This window comes from Pedobacter fastidiosus (genome assembly GCF_014306625.1).
GTDB classification, from domain to species: domain Bacteria; phylum Bacteroidota; class Bacteroidia; order Sphingobacteriales; family Sphingobacteriaceae; genus Pedobacter; species Pedobacter fastidiosus.
Genome location: NZ_JACRYL010000004.1, coordinates 25,091 through 44,245, shown reverse-complemented (window position 1 = coordinate 44,245; position 19,155 = coordinate 25,091). Strand labels below are relative to the sequence as shown.

The 19,155-nt window shown below is 36.6% G+C and carries 14 protein-coding genes; 5 read left to right on the top strand and 9 right to left on the bottom strand.

Going from position 1 to position 19,155, the window contains the following annotated elements; translation table 11 throughout:
• Together H7U22_RS05205 and H7U22_RS05200 are read right to left on the bottom strand one after the other, a co-directional pair.
• A complete protein-coding gene (locus H7U22_RS05205) occupies nt 1–999 on the bottom strand; it encodes a fumarylacetoacetate hydrolase family protein (protein ID WP_187070292.1) in 999 nt (332 codons plus the stop codon).
• Between the two features lie 66 nt (nt 1,000–1,065).
• On the bottom strand, nt 1,066–1,521 hold the full coding sequence (locus tag H7U22_RS05200; RefSeq protein WP_187070291.1) for a hypothetical protein: 456 nt from the start codon (nt 1,519–1,521) through the stop codon (nt 1,066–1,068).
• A gap of 271 nt (nt 1,522–1,792) precedes the next feature.
• Between H7U22_RS05200 and H7U22_RS05195 the strand changes: the two genes are divergently transcribed.
• Together H7U22_RS05195 and hppD are read left to right on the top strand one after the other, a co-directional pair.
• Nucleotides 1,793–2,959: a homogentisate 1,2-dioxygenase gene (locus H7U22_RS05195; RefSeq protein ID WP_187070290.1), complete on the top strand. Its 1,167-nt coding sequence runs from the start codon at nt 1,793–1,795 to the stop codon at nt 2,957–2,959.
• Between the two features lie 77 nt (nt 2,960–3,036).
• A complete protein-coding gene (gene hppD, locus H7U22_RS05190) occupies nt 3,037–4,167 on the top strand; it encodes a 4-hydroxyphenylpyruvate dioxygenase (protein WP_187070289.1) in 1,131 nt (376 codons plus the stop codon).
• Between the two features lie 223 nt (nt 4,168–4,390).
• Here hppD and H7U22_RS05185 read toward each other — a convergent pair whose 3' ends face one another.
• Nucleotides 4,391–6,127, bottom strand: a complete 1,737-nt coding sequence (locus H7U22_RS05185) for a thiamine pyrophosphate-dependent enzyme (RefSeq protein ID WP_187070288.1) — start codon at nt 6,125–6,127, stop codon at nt 4,391–4,393.
• A 339-nt stretch (nt 6,128–6,466) separates the two neighbouring features.
• Here H7U22_RS05185 and H7U22_RS05180 point away from each other — a divergent pair, with 339 nt between their 5' ends.
• Nucleotides 6,467–7,432: a chitinase gene (locus H7U22_RS05180; RefSeq protein WP_187070287.1), complete on the top strand. Its 966-nt coding sequence runs from the start codon at nt 6,467–6,469 to the stop codon at nt 7,430–7,432.
• Nucleotide 7,433: 1 nt separating this feature from the next.
• On the opposite strand, the gene H7U22_RS05175 is transcribed toward H7U22_RS05180, so the two are convergent.
• From H7U22_RS05175 to dnaE, 6 genes are all read right to left on the bottom strand, one after another.
• On the bottom strand, nt 7,434–7,952 hold the full coding sequence (locus H7U22_RS05175) for a DsbA family protein (RefSeq protein WP_187070286.1): 519 nt from the start codon (nt 7,950–7,952) through the stop codon (nt 7,434–7,436).
• Between the two features lie 10 nt (nt 7,953–7,962).
• The gene (locus H7U22_RS05170) at nt 7,963–8,487 is read right to left on the bottom strand and encodes a redoxin domain-containing protein (protein ID WP_248284684.1); all 525 of its coding nucleotides are present in this window, start codon (nt 8,485–8,487) and stop codon (nt 7,963–7,965) included.
• A 21-nt stretch (nt 8,488–8,508) separates the two neighbouring features.
• Complete coding sequence (locus H7U22_RS05165; RefSeq protein WP_187070285.1) at nt 8,509–9,426, bottom strand: DUF58 domain-containing protein; 918 nt, start codon at nt 9,424–9,426, stop codon at nt 8,509–8,511.
• A 1,308-nt stretch (nt 9,427–10,734) separates the two neighbouring features.
• Complete coding sequence (locus H7U22_RS05160) at nt 10,735–11,949, bottom strand: PQQ-dependent sugar dehydrogenase (protein ID WP_187070284.1); 1,215 nt, start codon at nt 11,947–11,949, stop codon at nt 10,735–10,737.
• A 123-nt stretch (nt 11,950–12,072) separates the two neighbouring features.
• Nucleotides 12,073–12,393: a thioredoxin gene (gene trxA / locus H7U22_RS05155; RefSeq protein ID WP_109923776.1), complete on the bottom strand. Its 321-nt coding sequence runs from the start codon at nt 12,391–12,393 to the stop codon at nt 12,073–12,075.
• A gap of 165 nt (nt 12,394–12,558) precedes the next feature.
• A complete protein-coding gene (gene dnaE / locus H7U22_RS05150) occupies nt 12,559–16,992 on the bottom strand; it encodes a DNA polymerase III subunit alpha (RefSeq protein ID WP_187070283.1) in 4,434 nt (1,477 codons plus the stop codon).
• 459 nt (nt 16,993–17,451) lie between these two features.
• On the opposite strand from dnaE, the gene H7U22_RS05145 reads away from it, so the two are divergent.
• Nucleotides 17,452–18,483, top strand: a complete 1,032-nt coding sequence (locus H7U22_RS05145; RefSeq protein ID WP_187070282.1) for a S41 family peptidase — start codon at nt 17,452–17,454, stop codon at nt 18,481–18,483.
• Nucleotides 18,484–18,637: 154 nt separating this feature from the next.
• Nucleotides 18,638–19,102, top strand: a complete 465-nt coding sequence (locus H7U22_RS05140) for a hypothetical protein (RefSeq protein ID WP_187070281.1) — start codon at nt 18,638–18,640, stop codon at nt 19,100–19,102.
• Nucleotides 19,103–19,155: the final 53 nt, after the last annotated feature.

Sequence of the window (19,155 nt, the reverse complement as noted above, 5' to 3'; positions counted from 1 at the left end):
TTAAGATTTCTTCAATGCTAAAATCGAAAAATCTGTATCCGCCTTTTTAATTGTATTACTTAAAGCACCCAATCCTGTGATTTCCATTTCTACCACATCTCCAGGTTGCAACCACTGCACTTTATAATCTGGATTATTGAGAAGACCTGTTCCGTTTAACTCTAAGAAACAGCCTGTACCTACTGTACCTGAACCAATTACATCGCCAGGCAAAATATCTACACCGTAAGCGCAACGCTCTATAATTTCGGCAAAGGTCCAATCCATATCAGCCGTATTACCCTTAGAAACTTCTATTCCATTAACGCGGCAGGTCATTTTTAAATCGTAAGCATTACCTACATGACCATCTTTCGCAGGAACTTTATATTGTTGCAATTCATCTGGCGTAACCAACCACGGACCAATAACTGTCGAAAAATCTTTCCCCTTTGCAGGACCGAGATTCAAAATCATTTCTTCCATTTGGAGGGTGCGGGCACTCATATCGTTCATTACCATAAAACCAGCAATGTATTCATCGGCTTCCGAAGCTTTAATGTTTCTTCCTTTTTTACCAATTACGACTGCGATTTCCAATTCAAAATCCAATTTTTCAAAATGATCTGGCATGCACTCAATTTCACCTGGGCCTTGAATGGCATTATGATTGGTAAAATAAAAAATTGGGTATTGATCAAACTCCGCAATCATATCAACCTTTCTGTTGCGACGAGCGGCTGCAACATGTTGCCTAAAAGCATAACCATCTCTACAGCTTGTTGGGTGTGGAACGGGTGCTAAAACCTCATAAAAAATCTCTTCCTTAGCTTCTAAACTTCCTTCTTTTATCTGATCATCTATCTTTTTAGCTCGCTCAATTAAAACGTCAGCTCCCTCTAAAAATTCCTTCATATTATCAGGAATCAACTTATCACAACTGTTTAGATTATAAATATGACCATTAACAAATATACCCAAGTGCTCTCTATCTTCGGTTTTATAGGATACTAATTTCATATAGATTTGGTTAAAATACGGCGTAAAGCTAGTAATTTTGAAATACGATTTAAAAGGTATAAGCTTTTATTTTATCTGAGTATATTTCTGCAGATTTTCCTTTATCAAGGGGAAATCCTTTGCCTCTAACTTTTTGTAGTATTTTTTATTGGCTAATAATTGGCCGACCAGTAATCCCCCAGATACCCCTATTGGCGCACCAACAAGAAGAATAACAGCAGATTCTAGGGCATTATTGTTACTTGCAGACCATACCACAAAAGCTAAGCCACCAACGATCATTAATGGCCCAATAACACCTTTTCTAGAAATGTAAAGTGCACTAATGTTTTCTGCTTTAAGTTTAACGGTATCACGGTTAAATTTAATAATTGTCAATCCATCATCTGCGGCCATATAAAAATTACCACGACTAACTTTACCACTTTTTTCTACAATCTTGATTTTATACTTAGCTCTATTTTGTGCTATACAAGTAAAACAGATACTTAAACTGAGTAAAAACGTTAAAAATATTTTCATAAATAATTACAATAGGTTTGGTATTAAAGATAATTAAAATTTAAACTTATCAATAAAATACTTACTTTAGTGGCGTTATAACCATGATCTTAAAAGCATTACATATCAATTTAGTTAACGATGCAATCGCTGCTCGTCGCTACAAGATGCTGTCCAAGCTGATCATGGCTCAATATTCTCTATAATTTCTTGCCTTTTCTTTTTAATTGAAACGCCTTGCCGTTTTGATTGTTTATTCTTTAGAATTTTCTAACCGTAATTAAAATATGTTATGCCTATTTATCACAAATTAGGGCAAATACCTGCAAAACGTCATACAGTTTTCCGCAAACCTGATGGTAAGCTTTATGCCGAAGAATTGGTATCAACCGAAGGATTTTCCAGTTTATACTCGCTGGTTTATCATTGCCATCCGCCAACCATTGTAAAACATTTGGGCGAACCTTATAGTGTAGAGCCCATAATTGCAAGAGAAAAACATTTAAAACATACCAGTTTAATTGGTTTTAAAATTAAACCAGAAGATGATTTTCTAAAAAGTCGTAAACCCGTTTTGGTTAATAGCGATTTGCATATTATTTTGGCTGCGCCAAAAAAATCAATGACTGATTATTTTTATAAAAATAGTCAGGCAGATGAAATGATCTTCATTCACGAAGGTTCTGGCAAGTTAAAAACTGGCTTCGGAGAAATTAAATTTTCTTATGGCGATTACTTGATTATCCCCAGAGGAACGATTTATCAAATAGAATTTGATACTGAAGATAATCGGCATTTTATTGTAGAAAGTTTTAGTCCGCTAAGACCACCAAAGAGATATTTGAATCAGTATGGTCAGTTAATGGAACATTCTCCATATTGCGAACGTGATTTACGTTTGCCTGAAAATCTGCAAACGCATGATGAATATGGTGATTTTAAAGTTTTAATTAAAAAGCAGGGATTAATTTACCCATACACCTACGGAACACATCCTTTTGATTATGTTGGTTGGGACGGCTACCATTATCCATACGCATTTTCAATTCACGATTTTGAGCCAATAACTGGTCGCTTACATCAGCCACCACCGGTACACCAAACTTTTGAAGGACATAACTTTGTGGTTTGTTCATTTGTTCCCCGCAAATACGACTATCATCCAGATTCTATCCCAGCGCCCTATAATCACAGTAATGTAGATAGTGATGAGGTTTTATATTATGTTGACGGAGATTTTATGAGTCGCAAAAGTGTGGTTAAAGGACAAATTACACTTCACCCAGGGGGAATACCGCATGGCCCACATCCTGGTACGGTAGAAAAATCTATCGGAAAGGAAAAAACAGATGAACTGGCTGTGATGATTGATCCATTTAAACCCTTAATGCTTACGCAGGATGCTTTGGATATTGAGGATGAAAATTATCATAAAAGCTGGCAGATTAACATAGAGTAAAATAAGATAATAGGATTTAACAAGAAAGTTGTTAACCAAAGTAAACTAAACATTGGTTAACCTAAAACAACACTAAAATGGAAACATTAACATTCGCAGAAAAGATATCAAAGGCACAAGATTTTCTGCCAATTAACGGAACCGATTATATAGAATTTTATGTAGGCAACGCTAAGCAAGCTGCACATTATTATAAAACAGCATTTGGCTTTCAAAGTTTGGCTTATGCCGGACCAGAAACTGGAGTTAGAGATAGAGCTTCTTACGTATTGCAACAAGGAAAAATAAGATTGATTTTAACCACAGCACTAAAGTCAGACCATCCCATTACAGAGCACGTAAAAAAACACGGCGATGGTGTAAAGGTTTTAGCTCTTTGGGTTGATGATGCTTATAGCGCTTACGAAGAAACCACCAAACGTGGGGCAAAATCTTACATGGAGCCAAAAACCTTAACAGATGAACATGGTGAGGTTAAAATGAGTGGGATTTACACTTATGGCGAAACCATTCACATGTTTATCGAGCGAAAAAATTATACTGGAACTTTTATGCCCGGATATAGAGCTCTAGAAAGTGATTACAACCCTGCCGATGCAGGCCTTCTATACATCGATCACTGCGTGGGCAACGTGGGTTGGAACCGCATGAATGATGCAGTAAAATGGTACGAGGATGTAATGGGTTTTGTTAATATTCTTTCATTTGATGATAAACAGATCAATACCGAATATTCTGCTTTGATGAGTAAGGTGATGAGCAATGGAAATGGCTTTTCGAAATTCCCGATTAATGAACCTGCCGAGGGTAAAAAGAAATCGCAGATTGAAGAATATCTTGAATATTACGAGGGTGAAGGTGTTCAGCATATTGCAGTTGCCACTAAAGATATTGTAGCCACAGTAAAGGAACTTAAATCTCGTGGAGTAGAGTTTTTAAGCGCACCACCCGAAGCTTATTACGATATGATGCCTCAGCGTGTAGGAAAAATTGATGAAGAGATTTCTTTACTGGAAAGCTTGGGCATTTTAGTTGATTGCGATGAAGAAGGTTATTTGCTTCAAATATTTACCAAACCTGTAGAAGATAGACCAACTCTGTTTTTTGAAATTATTCAACGGAAAGGTGCTCAAAGTTTCGGTGCAGGGAACTTTAAAGCCTTGTTTGAATCCTTAGAGCGTGAACAAGAATTAAGGGGAAATTTGTAAATAAGATTTGTTACGAAAAAGGAAACCACCCCCATACCCCTCCTTGAAAGTAAGGAGGGGAGCTGGACATTGCATATTGAAATTGTTAAAGCATTATTTAAACGGCTTGTTTAAAACCACTTACAATAAAAAATTAAACATGAAATTTCCCTCAGCACTTACAATTCCCCTCCTATTTTATGAGGGGTGAAGGGGTGGTAAATGTTAGGCGGGTAGAAAGACTTTATAACACCTCCCCTAAATGTTTGTAATTCGATTTTATGGTATCGAAAACTTCGCTCATTTTACCACCCAGCATTAATTTGGTCATAGATTCTGTCATCCCTTTAATTTGAGCCCATTCTATTTTTGGAGGCATTGCTAAGGCATTTGGATTGGTCATAATGTTTAACAAAATAGGTCCATTTTCAGCAAAGGCATTAGCAATTGCACTTTCTACCTCTTCTGGTTTTGAAACTGTAAGGCCTTTAAATCCCATGGCTTGAGCCACCAATGCAAAATCAGGGTTAATCATATCGGTTTCATTATCGGGCAAACCATCAACCTCCATTTCCAATTTTACCATACCTAAAGCTCTATTGTTAAAAACGATAAGCTTTATCGGTAAATTATATTGTTTAATGGTAGCCAAATCGCCTAAAAGCATAGATAAACCTCCATCTCCACAAAGTGCGATTACCTGTTTTTCTGGATGGGCCAAAGCCGCACCAATTGCCATCGGCATTGCATTGGCCATGGAACCATGATTAAATGATCCCAGCATTTTGCGCTCTCCAGTTCCATCAATAAAACGAGCTCCCCAAACACAGCACATGCCTGTATCAACGGTAAAGATTGCATCTCTATTAGCCAATCGATTTATGGTATCAGCAACAAATTCTGGCTGGATTTTATTTTCCGATCCCTGATCTTCAATATAAACCTGCTGATTTTCTTTCACTTTTTTATAAAATTCCAACTGAGATTTGAGGAAGTGATCATCTACCTTTTGATCCAATAAAGGCAAAAGTGCTTTAATCGAATCGGCCACATCGCCACAAAGACCCATCGTCAGTTTTGCTCTTCTGCCCAAACGCTCCGGACTTTCATCAATCTGAATGATTTTATTTTTTTCAGGCATAAAGTTCACATATGGAAAATCGGTGCCCAAAAGCACAACAACATCAGCCTCATGCATGGCATGATATCCTGATGGCTGACCCAGTAAACCTGTCATTCCAACCTCATATGGGTTATCATATTGAATACCCATTTTTCCTCTGAAAGAAAAACCTACAGGAGCATTTAATTTAGCTGCAAGCTCAACTACTTCATCGTGCGCATCAACAGCACCAATTCCGCAATAAAGCATTATTTTCTTTTCACGATTTAGCAAAGCAGATAATGCTGTCAATTCATAATCAGAAGGACGGATTACTGGCTTGTTTCTAAAGAGTTGCATAGAAGTTACACTTTCTACAGCGTCCAATTGGGCAACATCACCAGGCAAACCAAACACAGCAACTCCCTTTTTGTGGATGGCATGCTGAATAGCCGTTTGAAACATTCTCGGAACCTGTTCTGCAGTAGTCGCAATTTGATTGTAGTAACTACAATCATCGAAAAGTTTTATAGTATTGGTTTCCTGGAAAAAATCCATTCCAAACTCGCCTGTTGGTATGGTAGAAGCGATTGCAATAACCGGAACATGAGATCGGTGCGCATCATATAAACCGTTAATTAAATGAACATGACCTGGGCCACAGCTTCCCGCGCAACAAGCAATTCCATCTAGCTCAGCTTCCGCTGCAGCTGCAAAGGCTCCAACTTCTTCATTCCGAACGTGAATCCACTTTATTTTTCCATTTCGCCTAACCGCATCATTAAAATAATTGAGGCTATCGCCTGTAACAGCATAAATTCTTTTTACACCAACTTCAATTAGCATTTCTACCAATTGTTCTGCAACATTTTTACTCATGGAAATTTTGTTTAAATAATTAATCATAAAGATCAATTACTTTAATAATACAATGAATGGCCTAATTGTTTTATCCATCGTAAAAGTATTCCGTCATCAAAATGTAGGGTGAAGTTTTCTTCACTAAAACTTCATAAATGAAACGCACCTTTGAAATAACAAAACACAAGAAGCGATTTCCGTTTTGTTAAATTCTAAAAACTCATAATTAGTTTTTTAGTTTTCCGGTTACCCTTATCTGATACCTCATGTATTGCAAAATACATGAGGTTTTTTTTATCTTCACGCATTGTAATAGCAAATAACAAACTTTCTCCACTAAAAATTCGTTTACTAATTATGACAAGAATAAATTTTAGCTTAAGAGTTCTTATTGTAATTGTTGTGGCCTTTTCTTGCTTCGGCTTTAATTGTAAAACTGAAAATGTAGGATCTAAGCCGGTAATTTCTGAAAAAGATTTTAATTCTTGCTTCCCTCTACGGAATAAGTTTTATACCTATTCAGCTTTTTCCAAAGCAGTTTCGGAAATGTCTTTCATTAAAATAAAAATTGAAAAGCGTGGAGACTGGATTTACAAAATCACTCGGACGGATAAAAGAACCAATAAAGCAACAACCGTTAGGCAAGATAAAGATTGGAATGAAACTTGGGCAAAGACAAAACCCTACACCACTTTAGACATAGATTATGGCAGTTTTTGCACTAATGAAAACCCAACAATTAATAAAAAGGAATTGGCCGCATTGTTCGCACACATGGCTCATGAAACCCGAAACGGTGTAAATAACAAATTTGATGATGGTTTAATGTTGATTACAGAATCCAATAAAAATGCAGATTACATTACTCAAAATGTAGTTTATCCTGCTACAGTTGGAAAGAAATATTTTGGCCGCGGACCTTTGCAACTGAGTTATAACGGCAATTATGGTTTTGCTTCTGATTGTATTTTTGGCAATAAAAAAACACTATTGAATAATCCGGATTTGGTTAGTTCTAATGCAGTACTAGCATTCGAAACTGCTATTTATTTTTGGATGACACCACAAAGCTTAAAACCTTCTGCTCACGATGTAATTACTGGAAAATGGATTCCGACATCTAGCGATGCTCAAAAAAATTATAAATCGGGCTTTGGAATGACAATCAATATTATAAACGGAAAACTAGAATGCAATAATGGCGATAACAACACTGCAATGAAAGATAGGATTGGTTTCTACCAATATTTTTTGAAAAAATTCAACATAAACGACGCCAATTGTGCATGTTCCTGCGGACAAATGGCGCCATTTGCTGAATAAATTATTCGGTACTTTCTTTTAGCATTTGATACAAATCAGTAGCTTCTCCATCGAATTTTGTTCCGTTTACATAGAATGATGGAGTTCCGTTTACACCACTACGGATTCCACTTTCAAAATCGTTTTCTACTTTTTCTTTTGTAGAGTCTAATTCTGAATCGGATTTAAATTTTTCTAAATCTAAGCCAATAGTTTCAGCAAGTTCTTCGAATAAATCATCAGCCAAGCGATATTGATTTTCATAAAGCGCATCGTGCATTTCCCAAAACTTGCCTTGTAAACCTGCAGACTCTGCAGAAAGCGCCGCCCTAAAAGCAAATTCATGAGATTCTTGCAAAGGGAAATTTCTAAAAACAAATTTAATCTGATCGCCAAATGTTTCTTCTATCTCTTTCAAAATTGGATAAGCGTTTCCACAATATGGACACTGGTAATCTCCAAATTCAACAATCTCTATTGATGCCGAGTTGCCACCTTGAACATGATCTATTTCGGATACTGTTGGTTTTAATGTGCTCATATAAATAGGATTATTTTTTACTAAGTTCTTCTAATGCGTCTAAAATTCCATCTGCCCCAGGGTTAACCGCTGTTGGCGATAAATAACTCCACGCAATTTTCCCTTCTTTGTCAATTACAAAAAGGGCTCTTTTGCTTTCACCAACCTCATCATCATAAACACCATAAGTTTTAGATACTTTTCCTTTAGGTTCAAAATCTGCCAATAAAGGGAAATGAAGTTTTCTATCTTGTTCAAAAGCCAAGTGGCACCAAACACTATCAACAGAAATACCAAAAATCTGCGCATCATATTTACCAAAATACTTCAGCATTTCGTTATAAAGTGCCATTTGATCGCTACAAACAGGACTCCAATCTGCAGGATAGAAAGCGAGAATTACATTTTTACCTTTAAAATCTTTAAGTTTTATTTTTTGGTCTGGAGTTGCATTCAATTCAAAATCTGGTGCTGTTGCGCCCTTTTCTAACATATTGTGGAGTTTAAAAATGAAATCTTTTTTATCTAACAACGCGTAATGCGAGTTGTTTGTCATAGGTTAATCAAACAAGATTCTCTAACCTAATTTTTGTCTTTTAATTAAGTAAGCTTGCAGAATTGGATAAAAACCTTCGTTAATATCCGCGTCAATTAAATCAATTTTATATTGTGCACATTTTAAAGCAATTTGCTGTCGGTAATTAGAAACAGCTTTTATATAATTTTCTTTAACTTGATTGGTATGTACTTTTATGGTTTCGCCAGTTTCCATATCGATAAACTGATAAGGTCGGTTTTCATAATTAAATTCTACCTCTTTCGATTGATCAACAACATTGAAAACCACCACCTCGTGCTTATTAAACTTTAAATGTTGCAGGGCATCAAAAAGTTCATCTGTTTTTTCAGAGCTCGTTTGCGTATTGAATAAATCGCTAAAAATTACAACTAAAGATCGCTTGTGAATCAGCTCGGCCACTTGATGCAAGGCTTCACTTAAATTGGTTTTGGCATTTACCTTTGGCTTTTGAAGCAGCTCATCTAGTTGTGTAAATAAATATTTTTGGTGAACGGTGGTAGATTTAGCGGGCGAATTCAATAAAATTTCATCGGTAAACAAACTCAATCCGAAAGCATCGCGTTGCTTTTTCAAAAGATACATCAAAGAAGCCGTGGCCTGGATAGAAAAGGAAAGTTTATTATTTTTTGGTTCAGGGAAATACATCGATGAGGAAACATCAATTACAAATTGACACCTTAAATTGGTTTCTTCTTCAAATCTTTTGCTGTAAAGTTTATCGGTTTTTGCGTATAATTTCCAATCGATATTTTTTACGTTATCGCCAATATTATATTGTCGATGTTCAGCAAATTCTACCGAAAACCCATGAAAGGGGCTTTTATGCAACCCAGTAATAAAACCTTCTACAACTTGTTGCGCAAGTAATTCTAAGTTACCGTAACTCGTTTCATTTTCGTAGTTCACCACCTGCATATGGTAAAGCTAACAAAAAGATTCTAGTAAATAAGTGGATGGAAGAAGCATTTTAAATAAATTTTATTGCGCATTATTTGGAAAGCAATGGCAGAGAAATTAGGCTAAAGCAGTCCCGCCCACGCTTCTGCCGATGAAAAATCGGCATCTCGCTAGGGTCGGGTTTAGGTGGCCAGTACACTGATTCTATTCACGTTACTCAAGCTAGAAACCTCGTAGGTTTTAGAAACTGCGAGACTTGGATTTGAAATGCAGATTGCAATCAAACGTTCCGAAGGAACGAAAATATTTCTAATACAGCATGATGTTACCCAGCAAACGTCCCGATGGGACGTACTGTAATAACAATTAGCTTAGCCAATATCTCATCGCGACTTTTGATGGGGGTAGAAAAAAAAGACATAAATTCAGTTACCTTCCGTAGTAACGTTTGAAATATAAGTAACGTCCAATTTTTGCAAACCAAAAATAGAGCATAAAAAACCTAAGAGGCTTGGATTTGAAAGCAAACTGCGATCAAACATTCCGAAGGAACGAAAATATTTCTAATATAGCATGGTGTTACCCAGCAAACGTCCCGATGGGACGTACTGCAATAGTAATTAGCTTAGCCCATGCCCCATTGGAACATTTGATGGGTAGAAAAAAACGTTTAGGTTCATTTACGTTCCGTAGGAACGTTTGATATATAAACAACACAGGATTCTGCACCAAAAGTTAGTCGTAGAAACCTCGCATGTTTTAAGGGCCTGTGAGATTTGGATTTGAAATGCAAGCTGCGATCAAACGTTCCGAAGGAACGGAAATATTTCTAACATAGCATGTTACCCAGCAAGCGCCACCATGGGAAGTACTGTAATAATAGTTAGATTACCGCATGTCCCATCGGGACATTTGATGGGTAGAAAAAAAACGTTTAGGTTCATTTACGTTCCGTAGGAACGTTTGATATATAAACAACACAGGATTCTGCACCAAAAGTTAGTCGTAGAAACCTCGCATGTTTTAAGAGCCTGTGAGATTTGGATTTGAAATTCAAGCTGCGATCAAACGTTCCGAAGGAACGGAAATATTTCTAACATAGCATGTTACCCAGCAAGCGCCACCATGGGAAGTACTGTAATAATAGTTAGATTACCGCATGTCCAATCGGGACATTTGATGGGTAGAAAAAAAACGTTTAAGTTGATTTACGTTCCGTAGGAACATTTGAAATACAAGCAACGTCCAATTCGAGACCAAAAATTAGTCGTAAAAAAGCCTCGCAGGTTTTAAAAACCTGCGAGGCTTGGATTTTACCAACAAAATTTATTTTTTAGCAATCTTGAAAAGCTTGCCATTATCTGTAACAGAGTAAAGTGCTCCATCTTTTTCTACCATATCACGGAAACGTTCGCCCTTACCTTCTAGTAGTCTTTCTTCGCCAACAACCGTGTTGTTTTTAATTACTAAGCGAATGATGTGCGAACCGCCCAAACCGCCAACAAACAAATTGCCTTTCCATTCTGGAATGCTATTGCTATTGTAGAAAGCAATACAACCTGGAGATATACTTGGATTCCAAAAATAAACAGGTTGCTCCATTCCTTCCTTTTGCTGAATGCCATCTCCAACTTTTTTACCGCTATATTCAGTTCCGTAAGTTATAATTGGCCAACCGTAGTTTCTACCTGGTTTAATTATATTAACCTCATCACCCCCTTTTGGCCCAAATTCAGCCTCCCATAAGTCGCCAGTTTGTGGGTTTATTGCTAAGCCATCGGGATTGCGTAATCCGTAAGCATAAATTTCTGGTCTAGCATCGACATTCTTAGCGAAAGGTCCGTTTGCTACAGCTTTTCCATCTGTTGTAAGGTGAAGAATTTTGCCCAGCGAAGAATTTAAATATTGTGCTTGGATTCGGATATCGCCACCAGAACGTTCGCCAGTACTTACGAATAAATCGCCATTTTTATCAAAAACGATTCTTGAACCATATTGCAATTTGCCTCCATAAGACGGTGTTGCACGATAAATTATAGTTTGATTATCTATTTTAGTTTCATCAATAGAAAGTTTTCCTTTTGCAATGGCGAGTAAAACACCTTTATCTTGAGGTTCTGAATAAGCCCAATAAACCATTCTGTTTTTAGCAAAATTTGGGTCTATAGTTACATCCAACAATCCACCTTGTCCAGAATCATCAACTTTTGGCAAGCCAGTTATTGTTTTGCTTAATTTCCCAGTAGCGGTTAAAACAACCATTGTACCGCCTTTTTGTGTGATTAAAAATCCTCCCGTGGGAAGCACAGAAATTGCCCAAGGACGATCTAATTTTTCGTTTAGTATAGAAATTTCTAATGAAGTATTTGTTTTTACACCAGCAATTCGAGTTTGCCCCTCGAAAGCGGGTTTATAATCAGCAGAAGGTTGATTGGTTTCTACAGGATTTTGGGCTGAAACAGAAGCAATGTTTAGAACGCTCAGCGAAAAACCTGCCAATATCAACCCTAATGTTTTGTTAGTTAATAGGTTTATAGACATGATTAGGAATTTTTAATAAAGAAACAAAAATATTTTTGCAATAAAAAACCCGAATCCTGTAAACAGACTCGGGTTTTAAATATGTTACAAGCCAATTGGCTTTGCTGTTCTAATTAAGTTTGGTTAAGCTAATTGCTTATTTAATTTTTCAGCTAATACTGATTTTGGAACTGCACCAACTTGTTTATCAACAACTTGACCATCTTTAAAATATAACAAAGCTGGAATGTTACGGATACCAAACTGCATCGAAATTTGAGGGTTGTTATCTACATTCACTTTTCCAACGATAGCTTTACCATCATATTCTTTAGCGATTTCTTCTACTACTGGACCAACCATGCGACAAGGGCCACACCATTCTGCCCAAAAATCCACTAATACGGGTTTATCTGATTTTAATACAAGCTCCTCAAAGTTTGCATCTGTGATTTCTAATGCCATAATTATTTTTTTATGTTCAAATATATGTATTCAATTGTAATGCCAACTACAGTATAATGTCAATTTGACATTACTTTGAGAGTATCTACTCATTCGTCATTGCGAGGCACGAAGCAATCTCATTTTTAACTAAGATTGCTTCATGCCTCGCAATGATGATAAATCTTAGTTTAGCTTGTAATTTACAACATTCAACCCTAGCAATTGTTCTAAGAACTTATTATTTGGATTGATTTTTAAATTCTTTGATGGTAAATCCAGCATAATCTCCTTTTCACGATCAAAAATAGCGAAGTTAAGTTGGCAGTTTTGTTGTTCGGAGTTTGCCTTATTGTCTGCTAAAATTGCTTCGATTTCTCTCATCAGTTCATCGTTTACACGTTCTATTGGAACCTGAATGGTTAAACTTTTCGCCAATTTATCCCTCAATTCAGACATTAAATTTATGGCAGTAATTTTAAACTCCCAATCGCCAGCCTTACCAAACCGCTCGCCTACCCTACCTCTAATTTGCAAGAAATACCCCTCAGTTAAAAACGATTTGAATTTCAGAAAATCTTCTCCAAACAAAGCCATTTCCGAAGCATCCTCGTAATCTTCAAAAACAAAAGTACCGAAGGGTTTACCCGTTTTTGTGATTCTTTGCGAAGCTGTTACCACCAAACCGCCAACGCATAATTCTCGGTTTTTAAGCTTCTCAAACTCGGCTAAAACCTCTTCGTTTGTATCGCCCATTCGTACCTTGTTTATAATGCTCAATTGCCTTACTCCATGCGTACAGAATTTATCGAGCTCTAATTTATAATTATCCAATGGGTGACCCGAAAGAAAAATCCCAATGGCGTCTTTCTCGTATTTTAATCGATCCATTAACGCCCATTCTGGCGAAACAGGTAATGAGGGTTCTAAAATCAAATCAGCTTTTGATCCTCCAAACAACGATGCTTGAGAGGTATTTTCGTTATTCTGAAAGTCATTCGCATACTTGATAATCTTCTCTATCCCATTCATTTTATCGTTTGGCCCGATATAAAAGAATTGTGCTCTATGTCCTCCGAAAGCATCAAAAGCACCACTATATACAAAACTCTCGTAAGCCTTTTTATTTACAATCCTCGTGTTAGATCGTTTTGCAAAATCGTAAACCGTAGCATAAGGACCATTTTCCAGTCTTTCTTCGATAATACTTTCTACCGCTTTTTCACCCACACCCTTAACCGCCGACATGCCAAAGCGAACTTCGCCCTTAGCGTTTACGGAGAATTTTAAATCAGATTCGTTTACATCAGGACCTAAAACAACAACGCCCATCTGGCGACATTCTTCCATAAAGAAAGCAACTTGCTTAATATCGCTCATATTGTTGGAAAGTACCGCAGCCATGTATTCTGCAGGGTAATGTGCCTTTAAATAAGCGGTTTGATAAGCAATCCAAGCGTAACAGGTAGAGTGCGATTTGTTAAATGCATAAGATGCAAACGCTTCCCAATCCTTCCAAATTTTTTCTAAAGTAACTGCATCGTGTCCTTTTTCTGCTGCCTGTTTAACAAACTTGGGCTTCATTTTATCCAGAACATCCTTTTGTTTTTTACCCATTGCCTTACGCAAAACATCGGCCTCGCCTTTTGTAAAGCCTGCCAATTTTTGTGATAAAAGCATCACCTGCTCTTGATAAACCGTGATTCCGTAAGTCTCTTTTAGGTATTCTTCACAAGCATCTAAATCGTATTTAATTTCTTCTTCTCCATTTTTACGCTTTACGAAACTCGGAATATATTCCATTGGTCCTGGGCGATATAAGGCATTCATGGCAATTAAATCGTCGAAAACTGTAGGCTTTAACTCTTTCATGTACTTCTGCATACCCGGACTTTCATACTGGAAAATCCCGATGGTTTCACCACGTTGGAAAAGCTCGTAAGTTGCAACATCATCAATCGGAAAATTATCAGGATCGATAACTACATTGTGCCTTTTCTTAACCAATTTAACCGTATCCTTAATCAGAGTAAGGGTTTTTAAACCCAAAAAGTCCATTTTTAATAAGCCGGCACTTTCTACAACGGAGTTATCAAATTGGGTAACGTATAAATCAGAATCTTTTGCGGTAGCTACCGGAACAAAGTTTGTAATATCGCTCGGCGTAATAATTACACCGCAGGCATGGATTCCTGTATTTCTTAATGAGCCTTCTAAAACTTGAGCTTGCTGAATGGTTTCAGCGCTCAAATCTTTTAAAAGACCCATTGCTTTCAATTCCTGAACACGCTCATATTCATCTGGTCGTAAAGCATCTTTTAAGCTTTTTTCATCTAGATTGAAGATTTTTGCCAGTTTCATATTCGGAATCAACTTGGCAATTTTATCCGCTTCGAAAAGTGGTAAATCCAAAACCCTTGCCGTATCCCGAATCGACGACTTCGCTGCCATCGTTCCGTAGGTAATAATTTGTGCAACCTGGCTAGAACCGTATTTATTAATCACATATTCCATTACGCGACCACGGCCCTCATCATCAAAATCGATATCAATATCGGGCATGGAAACACGATCGGGGTTTAAGAAACGCTCAAAAAGGAGATCGTATTTTATTGGATCAATATTAGTAATCCAAAGACAATAGGCAACTACCGAACCCGCAGCAGAACCCCGCCCCGGACCTACTGAAACATCTCTCCGTCTGGCTTCGGCAATAAAATCCTGAACAATTAAGAAGTAACCTGGATAACCCGTTTTCTCAATTGTGGCTAATTCGAAATCTAAACGATCGACAATTTCTGGCGTTAAAACCCCGTATCTAATTTTCGCTCCCTCGTAAGTTAAGTGACGCAAAAACTTATTCTCGCCACGTTTGCCCCCATCAGCTTCATCCTCAGCAACTAAAAACTGTTCTGGAATATCAAACTTAGGTAATAAAACCTCACGAGCGAGTTTGTAAATTTCGACCTTATCGATTACCTCTTGTATATTTAAAATCGCCTCTGGCAAATCAGCAAAAAGCGCTTTCATTTCCTCTGGAGATTTAAAATAATACTCCTGATTTGGCAAGCCATAACGATAACCGCGACCACGACCAATTGGGGTAGCCTGCTTTTCGCCATCTTTTACACACAGTAAAATATCGTGTGCGTTGGCATCCTTTTTATTGATGTAATATGTATTGTTTGTTGCAATCAACTTTACCTCATGCTTTTTTGCTAGAGTAATTAAAGATGCATTTACGCGATCTTCATCTTCTTGATTGTGGCGCATGATTTCCACATAAAAATCTTCGCCAAATTTCTCTTTCCACCAAATTAAAGCTTCTTCTGCCTGGCTTTCGCCCATATTTAAAAGCTTATTCGAAACCTCTCCAGAAAGATTTCCTGAAAGCACGATAATATCATCCTTGTACTGCTCAATTACTTTTCGATCAATCCTCGGAACATAATAAAAGCCCTTTGTATAGGCAATAGACGACATTTTCGCCAAATTGTGATAGCCCTTTTTATTTTTAGCCAACAGCACCATCTGGTAGCCATTATCTTTAACGGTTCTGTTTAAATGATCATCACAAACAAAAAATTCAACGCCAACAATCGGGGTCATAATCATTTCGGTTGGTCTTTCTCCAGCCTCAATCGCCGCCGCATTTTTTGCTTCTGCAGCTTTATTATAATTTAAAACCTGACTTACGAAATGGAAAGCACCCATCATATTTGCATGATCCGTCATTGCGACTGCTGGCATTTTTTGCGCCGCGGTAGCTTTTATTAAATCGGGAATGCTAATGGTACTTTGAAGAACCGAAAACTGGGTGTGATTGTGCAAATGCACAAACGTTGCCGCCGCCAGTTCTTGTTTATTTTCGGTAAGGGTTTGTTTAGAAATCCCTCCGCCTTCAGCTTTTTGTAAACGTTTGCGGATTTCATCAGAAGCCGACTTTAAATTTACATGCTGAATGCCAAAACTTGGAATTGAAGCTGGATTAATTTCTCTAAAACGGGGGAAATATTCAACATCAACGAGTAGCTCTTCTTTTGTAAATATCTCTTTCTTAATCAGTTCTAAAAAACAGCGGGTAGTTGCTTCCACGTCGGCTGTTGCATTGTGCGCTTCGTTAAAAGGAACTCCAAATAAATAGGAATGCAATTCGGTTAGAGTTGGCAACTTAAATTTACCACCTCTACCGCCAGGCAATTTTAACAAACTCGCTGTAATTTCTGTACAAGTATCTAAAACAGGCATTTCTGCCAAACGATTTTCAACGCCAAAACGATGAAACTCACAGCCCATAATATTTACATCGAAGCCTACATTTTGCCCAACAACAAATTTCGATTTTGAGAGTGCAATGTTAAATTTCTCTAAAACTTCGGCAAGCGTGATTCCTTGTTCTTCAGCTAATTCTGTTGAAATACCATGAATTCGCTCTGCATCGTAAGGAATGTTAAAGCCCTCTGGTTTAACCAAATAATCTTGATGTTCAACCATCTGTCCCATCTCATCGTGTAGTTGCCAAGCAATTTGAATACAACGTGGCCAATTATCTGTATCGGTAATTGGTGCATTGTAATTACGTGGCAAACCTGTGGTTTCTGTATCAAAAATTAAGTACATAGTGTGCGGTAAAGAATTAACCGTTTCGGATTATAAACGGTTCTTCAAAAATAAGGAATTTGATAAGGGGATTTGTCAAATTTTATCAACAAAAGAAATTGGTGCTGCGTTGCTTTTATTCTGCAAGTAATGAAGAATCCGCGAAATAAATAATTAAAAACCAATATCATTTTTTCATTGAAGCACACCGATATAAAAACTTTATTAACTGTTCAAAGATTTCTCGACTTCGCTCGAAATGACGGCATTACTAAACTAACCATCTCCACTAGTCGGAATTTGTAATCCCGTTTTTTGATCTTAGAATTTTAATCTTTGCATTTCTCAGCCCTCACCAAACATCAATAACCATGATTTTGGTGTTTATTTTTAATAAATTAAAATTTCACAGCGTGTTGCAACCATTATATAAAGAAGTTCGTCTATGATGATAAAGTACTGCACTTTTTAAAATATAAAATGAAAAGATTATTTGGAATATTTTTTATTTTGAGTTTATCTCTTAAACTTTGCGCACAAGAAAAAATGATCCCTCAAGATAGTATAAAAGTATTTTATGCTGAACTTTTCTCTGCTCTAAAAAAGAACTACTTGCATCGGAATACGGTTAACTGGCAAGTTGCAGAATCTGAAACTATGCAATCTTTAAAGCAATATGCCACTTTCGAAAATTCGCTATCTGAGGTTAAAATATTGTTTGACAAAATAGGTGCAACACATTGCAATATCTATTATAAAGAAAATAAATACGCCGCAACCGGAAAGAAAATACCAGAAGAGGATTATAGTAAGCAATGGAAAAACAAATACAATAGCAAGCCGGTTTTTGAAATTAAAGTACTCAATGAAAGGTTTGGCTACATTTTGATGCCAAAAATGATATTTTTTGACATTAGTCCTCAGAGCATTCACAAAATTGCTCAGCCTCTATATAATCAGATAGCTAACTTTAAAACCAATAATAAGATTGAGGGTTGGATTTTAGATTTACGTATGAATACAGGTGGCAATTCGTGGCCTATGTTGCTTGCTTTATACGATTTATTGGGCGATAATAGCATTGGTGGATCGCTTAATGCTAATAAGAAAATGACGAATAAAATAAAATTAGTAAAGGGCAAATATTATGATAACGGCAAACAGATGGCACATATCGATGCCAAGGGAGAAATGCTTGATCATGCCAAAGTAGCTGTAATTTCTGGATTGTTTACGGCAAGCTCCGGAGAAGTAATAGCACTTGCATTTAAAGGCAGGCAAAATACCATATTTATTGGAGAAAGAACTTACGGAGCTACTACTGGGAATATTTATTGGCCATTGCCATTTGATATTACAATGGCACTAACTACTACTTACGATACAGATAGAAATGGCAATTATTTCGAACAAATCATTCCTGATATTGCCGTTTCAAAGCAAGATAATTTTGATGATTTACTTTTAGATAAAAACATTCAAGAAGCCATAAAATTTATTAATAATAAGTAGTAAGGCAAAAAACAACGCTGGTTGGGATCTGTAATCCCTTCGTAACATTTTAAATTTTCTAAACCTAATAAAAGAATTTTTTAGGTAGGTGTAACACAAACCAATAGGAAAAATAAAATTTCACTACTTTAGTAAATCTAAAATCAACCGCTCTATGAAAACAAAACCCCTACATTACCTTCTACTTTGCAGTGCATTTTTATTGTTTAACAGCTTTTCGGAAATTAAATTTTCAAATCAAGAAGCAGAAATTTGTGAGCAAACCATAAAATACAGTACAAATAAATTACTTACACCAAGTGGCGAGGAAGTTGCTGCTTCTACTCATATTATTTTTAACCCAGCCAAAAAACTAATTACTGTAGAAAGCGAAAGCTTGAACGATGGTAACGCAACCTTCGACACCGTAATTGAAAGTGTAGAATGTACGTTTGATAAAAAAATAATCACGGGAAAAGCTGATTATAAAGGATATATTTTACAAAGTGATGGAACTAAATCACCTGTAGAAATTATTTTGGAGGCGAAAGATGGTGTTGTTAGTTTAGTGAGTTATGATGAGGAAAAAAAACTTGGATTAAGAACGACTTTCGAAAAATGGGAAATTGTAAAAGAATAACTTTTTTCATTCAGTGAGACACCAACCGATTACAAATTTTAAATCTATTCTTT

Bases quoted from the DNA above. Each gene is read 5' to 3' on its own strand.
- H7U22_RS05205 (WP_187070292.1), bottom strand. From the start codon at position 999: ATGAAATTAGTATCCTATAAAACCGAAGATAGAGAGCACTTGGGTATA.
- H7U22_RS05195 (WP_187070290.1), top strand. From the start codon at position 1,793: ATGCCTATTTATCACAAATTAGGGCAAATACCTGCAAAACGTCATACA.
- H7U22_RS05145 (WP_187070282.1), top strand. From the start codon at position 17,452: ATGAAAAGATTATTTGGAATATTTTTTATTTTGAGTTTATCTCTTAAA.
- H7U22_RS05140 (WP_187070281.1), top strand. From the start codon at position 18,638: ATGAAAACAAAACCCCTACATTACCTTCTACTTTGCAGTGCATTTTTA.
- H7U22_RS05185 (WP_187070288.1), bottom strand. From the start codon at position 6,127: ATGAGTAAAAATGTTGCAGAACAATTGGTAGAAATGCTAATTGAAGTT.
- hppD (WP_187070289.1), top strand. From the start codon at position 3,037: ATGGAAACATTAACATTCGCAGAAAAGATATCAAAGGCACAAGATTTT.
- H7U22_RS05200 (WP_187070291.1), bottom strand. From the start codon at position 1,521: ATGAAAATATTTTTAACGTTTTTACTCAGTTTAAGTATCTGTTTTACT.
- dnaE (WP_187070283.1), bottom strand. From the start codon at position 16,992: ATGTACTTAATTTTTGATACAGAAACCACAGGTTTGCCACGTAATTAC.
- H7U22_RS05170 (WP_248284684.1), bottom strand. From the start codon at position 8,487: ATGACAAACAACTCGCATTACGCGTTGTTAGATAAAAAAGATTTCATT.
- H7U22_RS05160 (WP_187070284.1), bottom strand. From the start codon at position 11,949: ATGTCTATAAACCTATTAACTAACAAAACATTAGGGTTGATATTGGCA.
- H7U22_RS05165 (WP_187070285.1), bottom strand. From the start codon at position 9,426: ATGCAGGTGGTGAACTACGAAAATGAAACGAGTTACGGTAACTTAGAA.
- H7U22_RS05175 (WP_187070286.1), bottom strand. From the start codon at position 7,952: ATGAGCACATTAAAACCAACAGTATCCGAAATAGATCATGTTCAAGGT.
- H7U22_RS05180 (WP_187070287.1), top strand. From the start codon at position 6,467: ATGACAAGAATAAATTTTAGCTTAAGAGTTCTTATTGTAATTGTTGTG.
- trxA (WP_109923776.1), bottom strand. From the start codon at position 12,393: ATGGCATTAGAAATCACAGATGCAAACTTTGAGGAGCTTGTATTAAAA.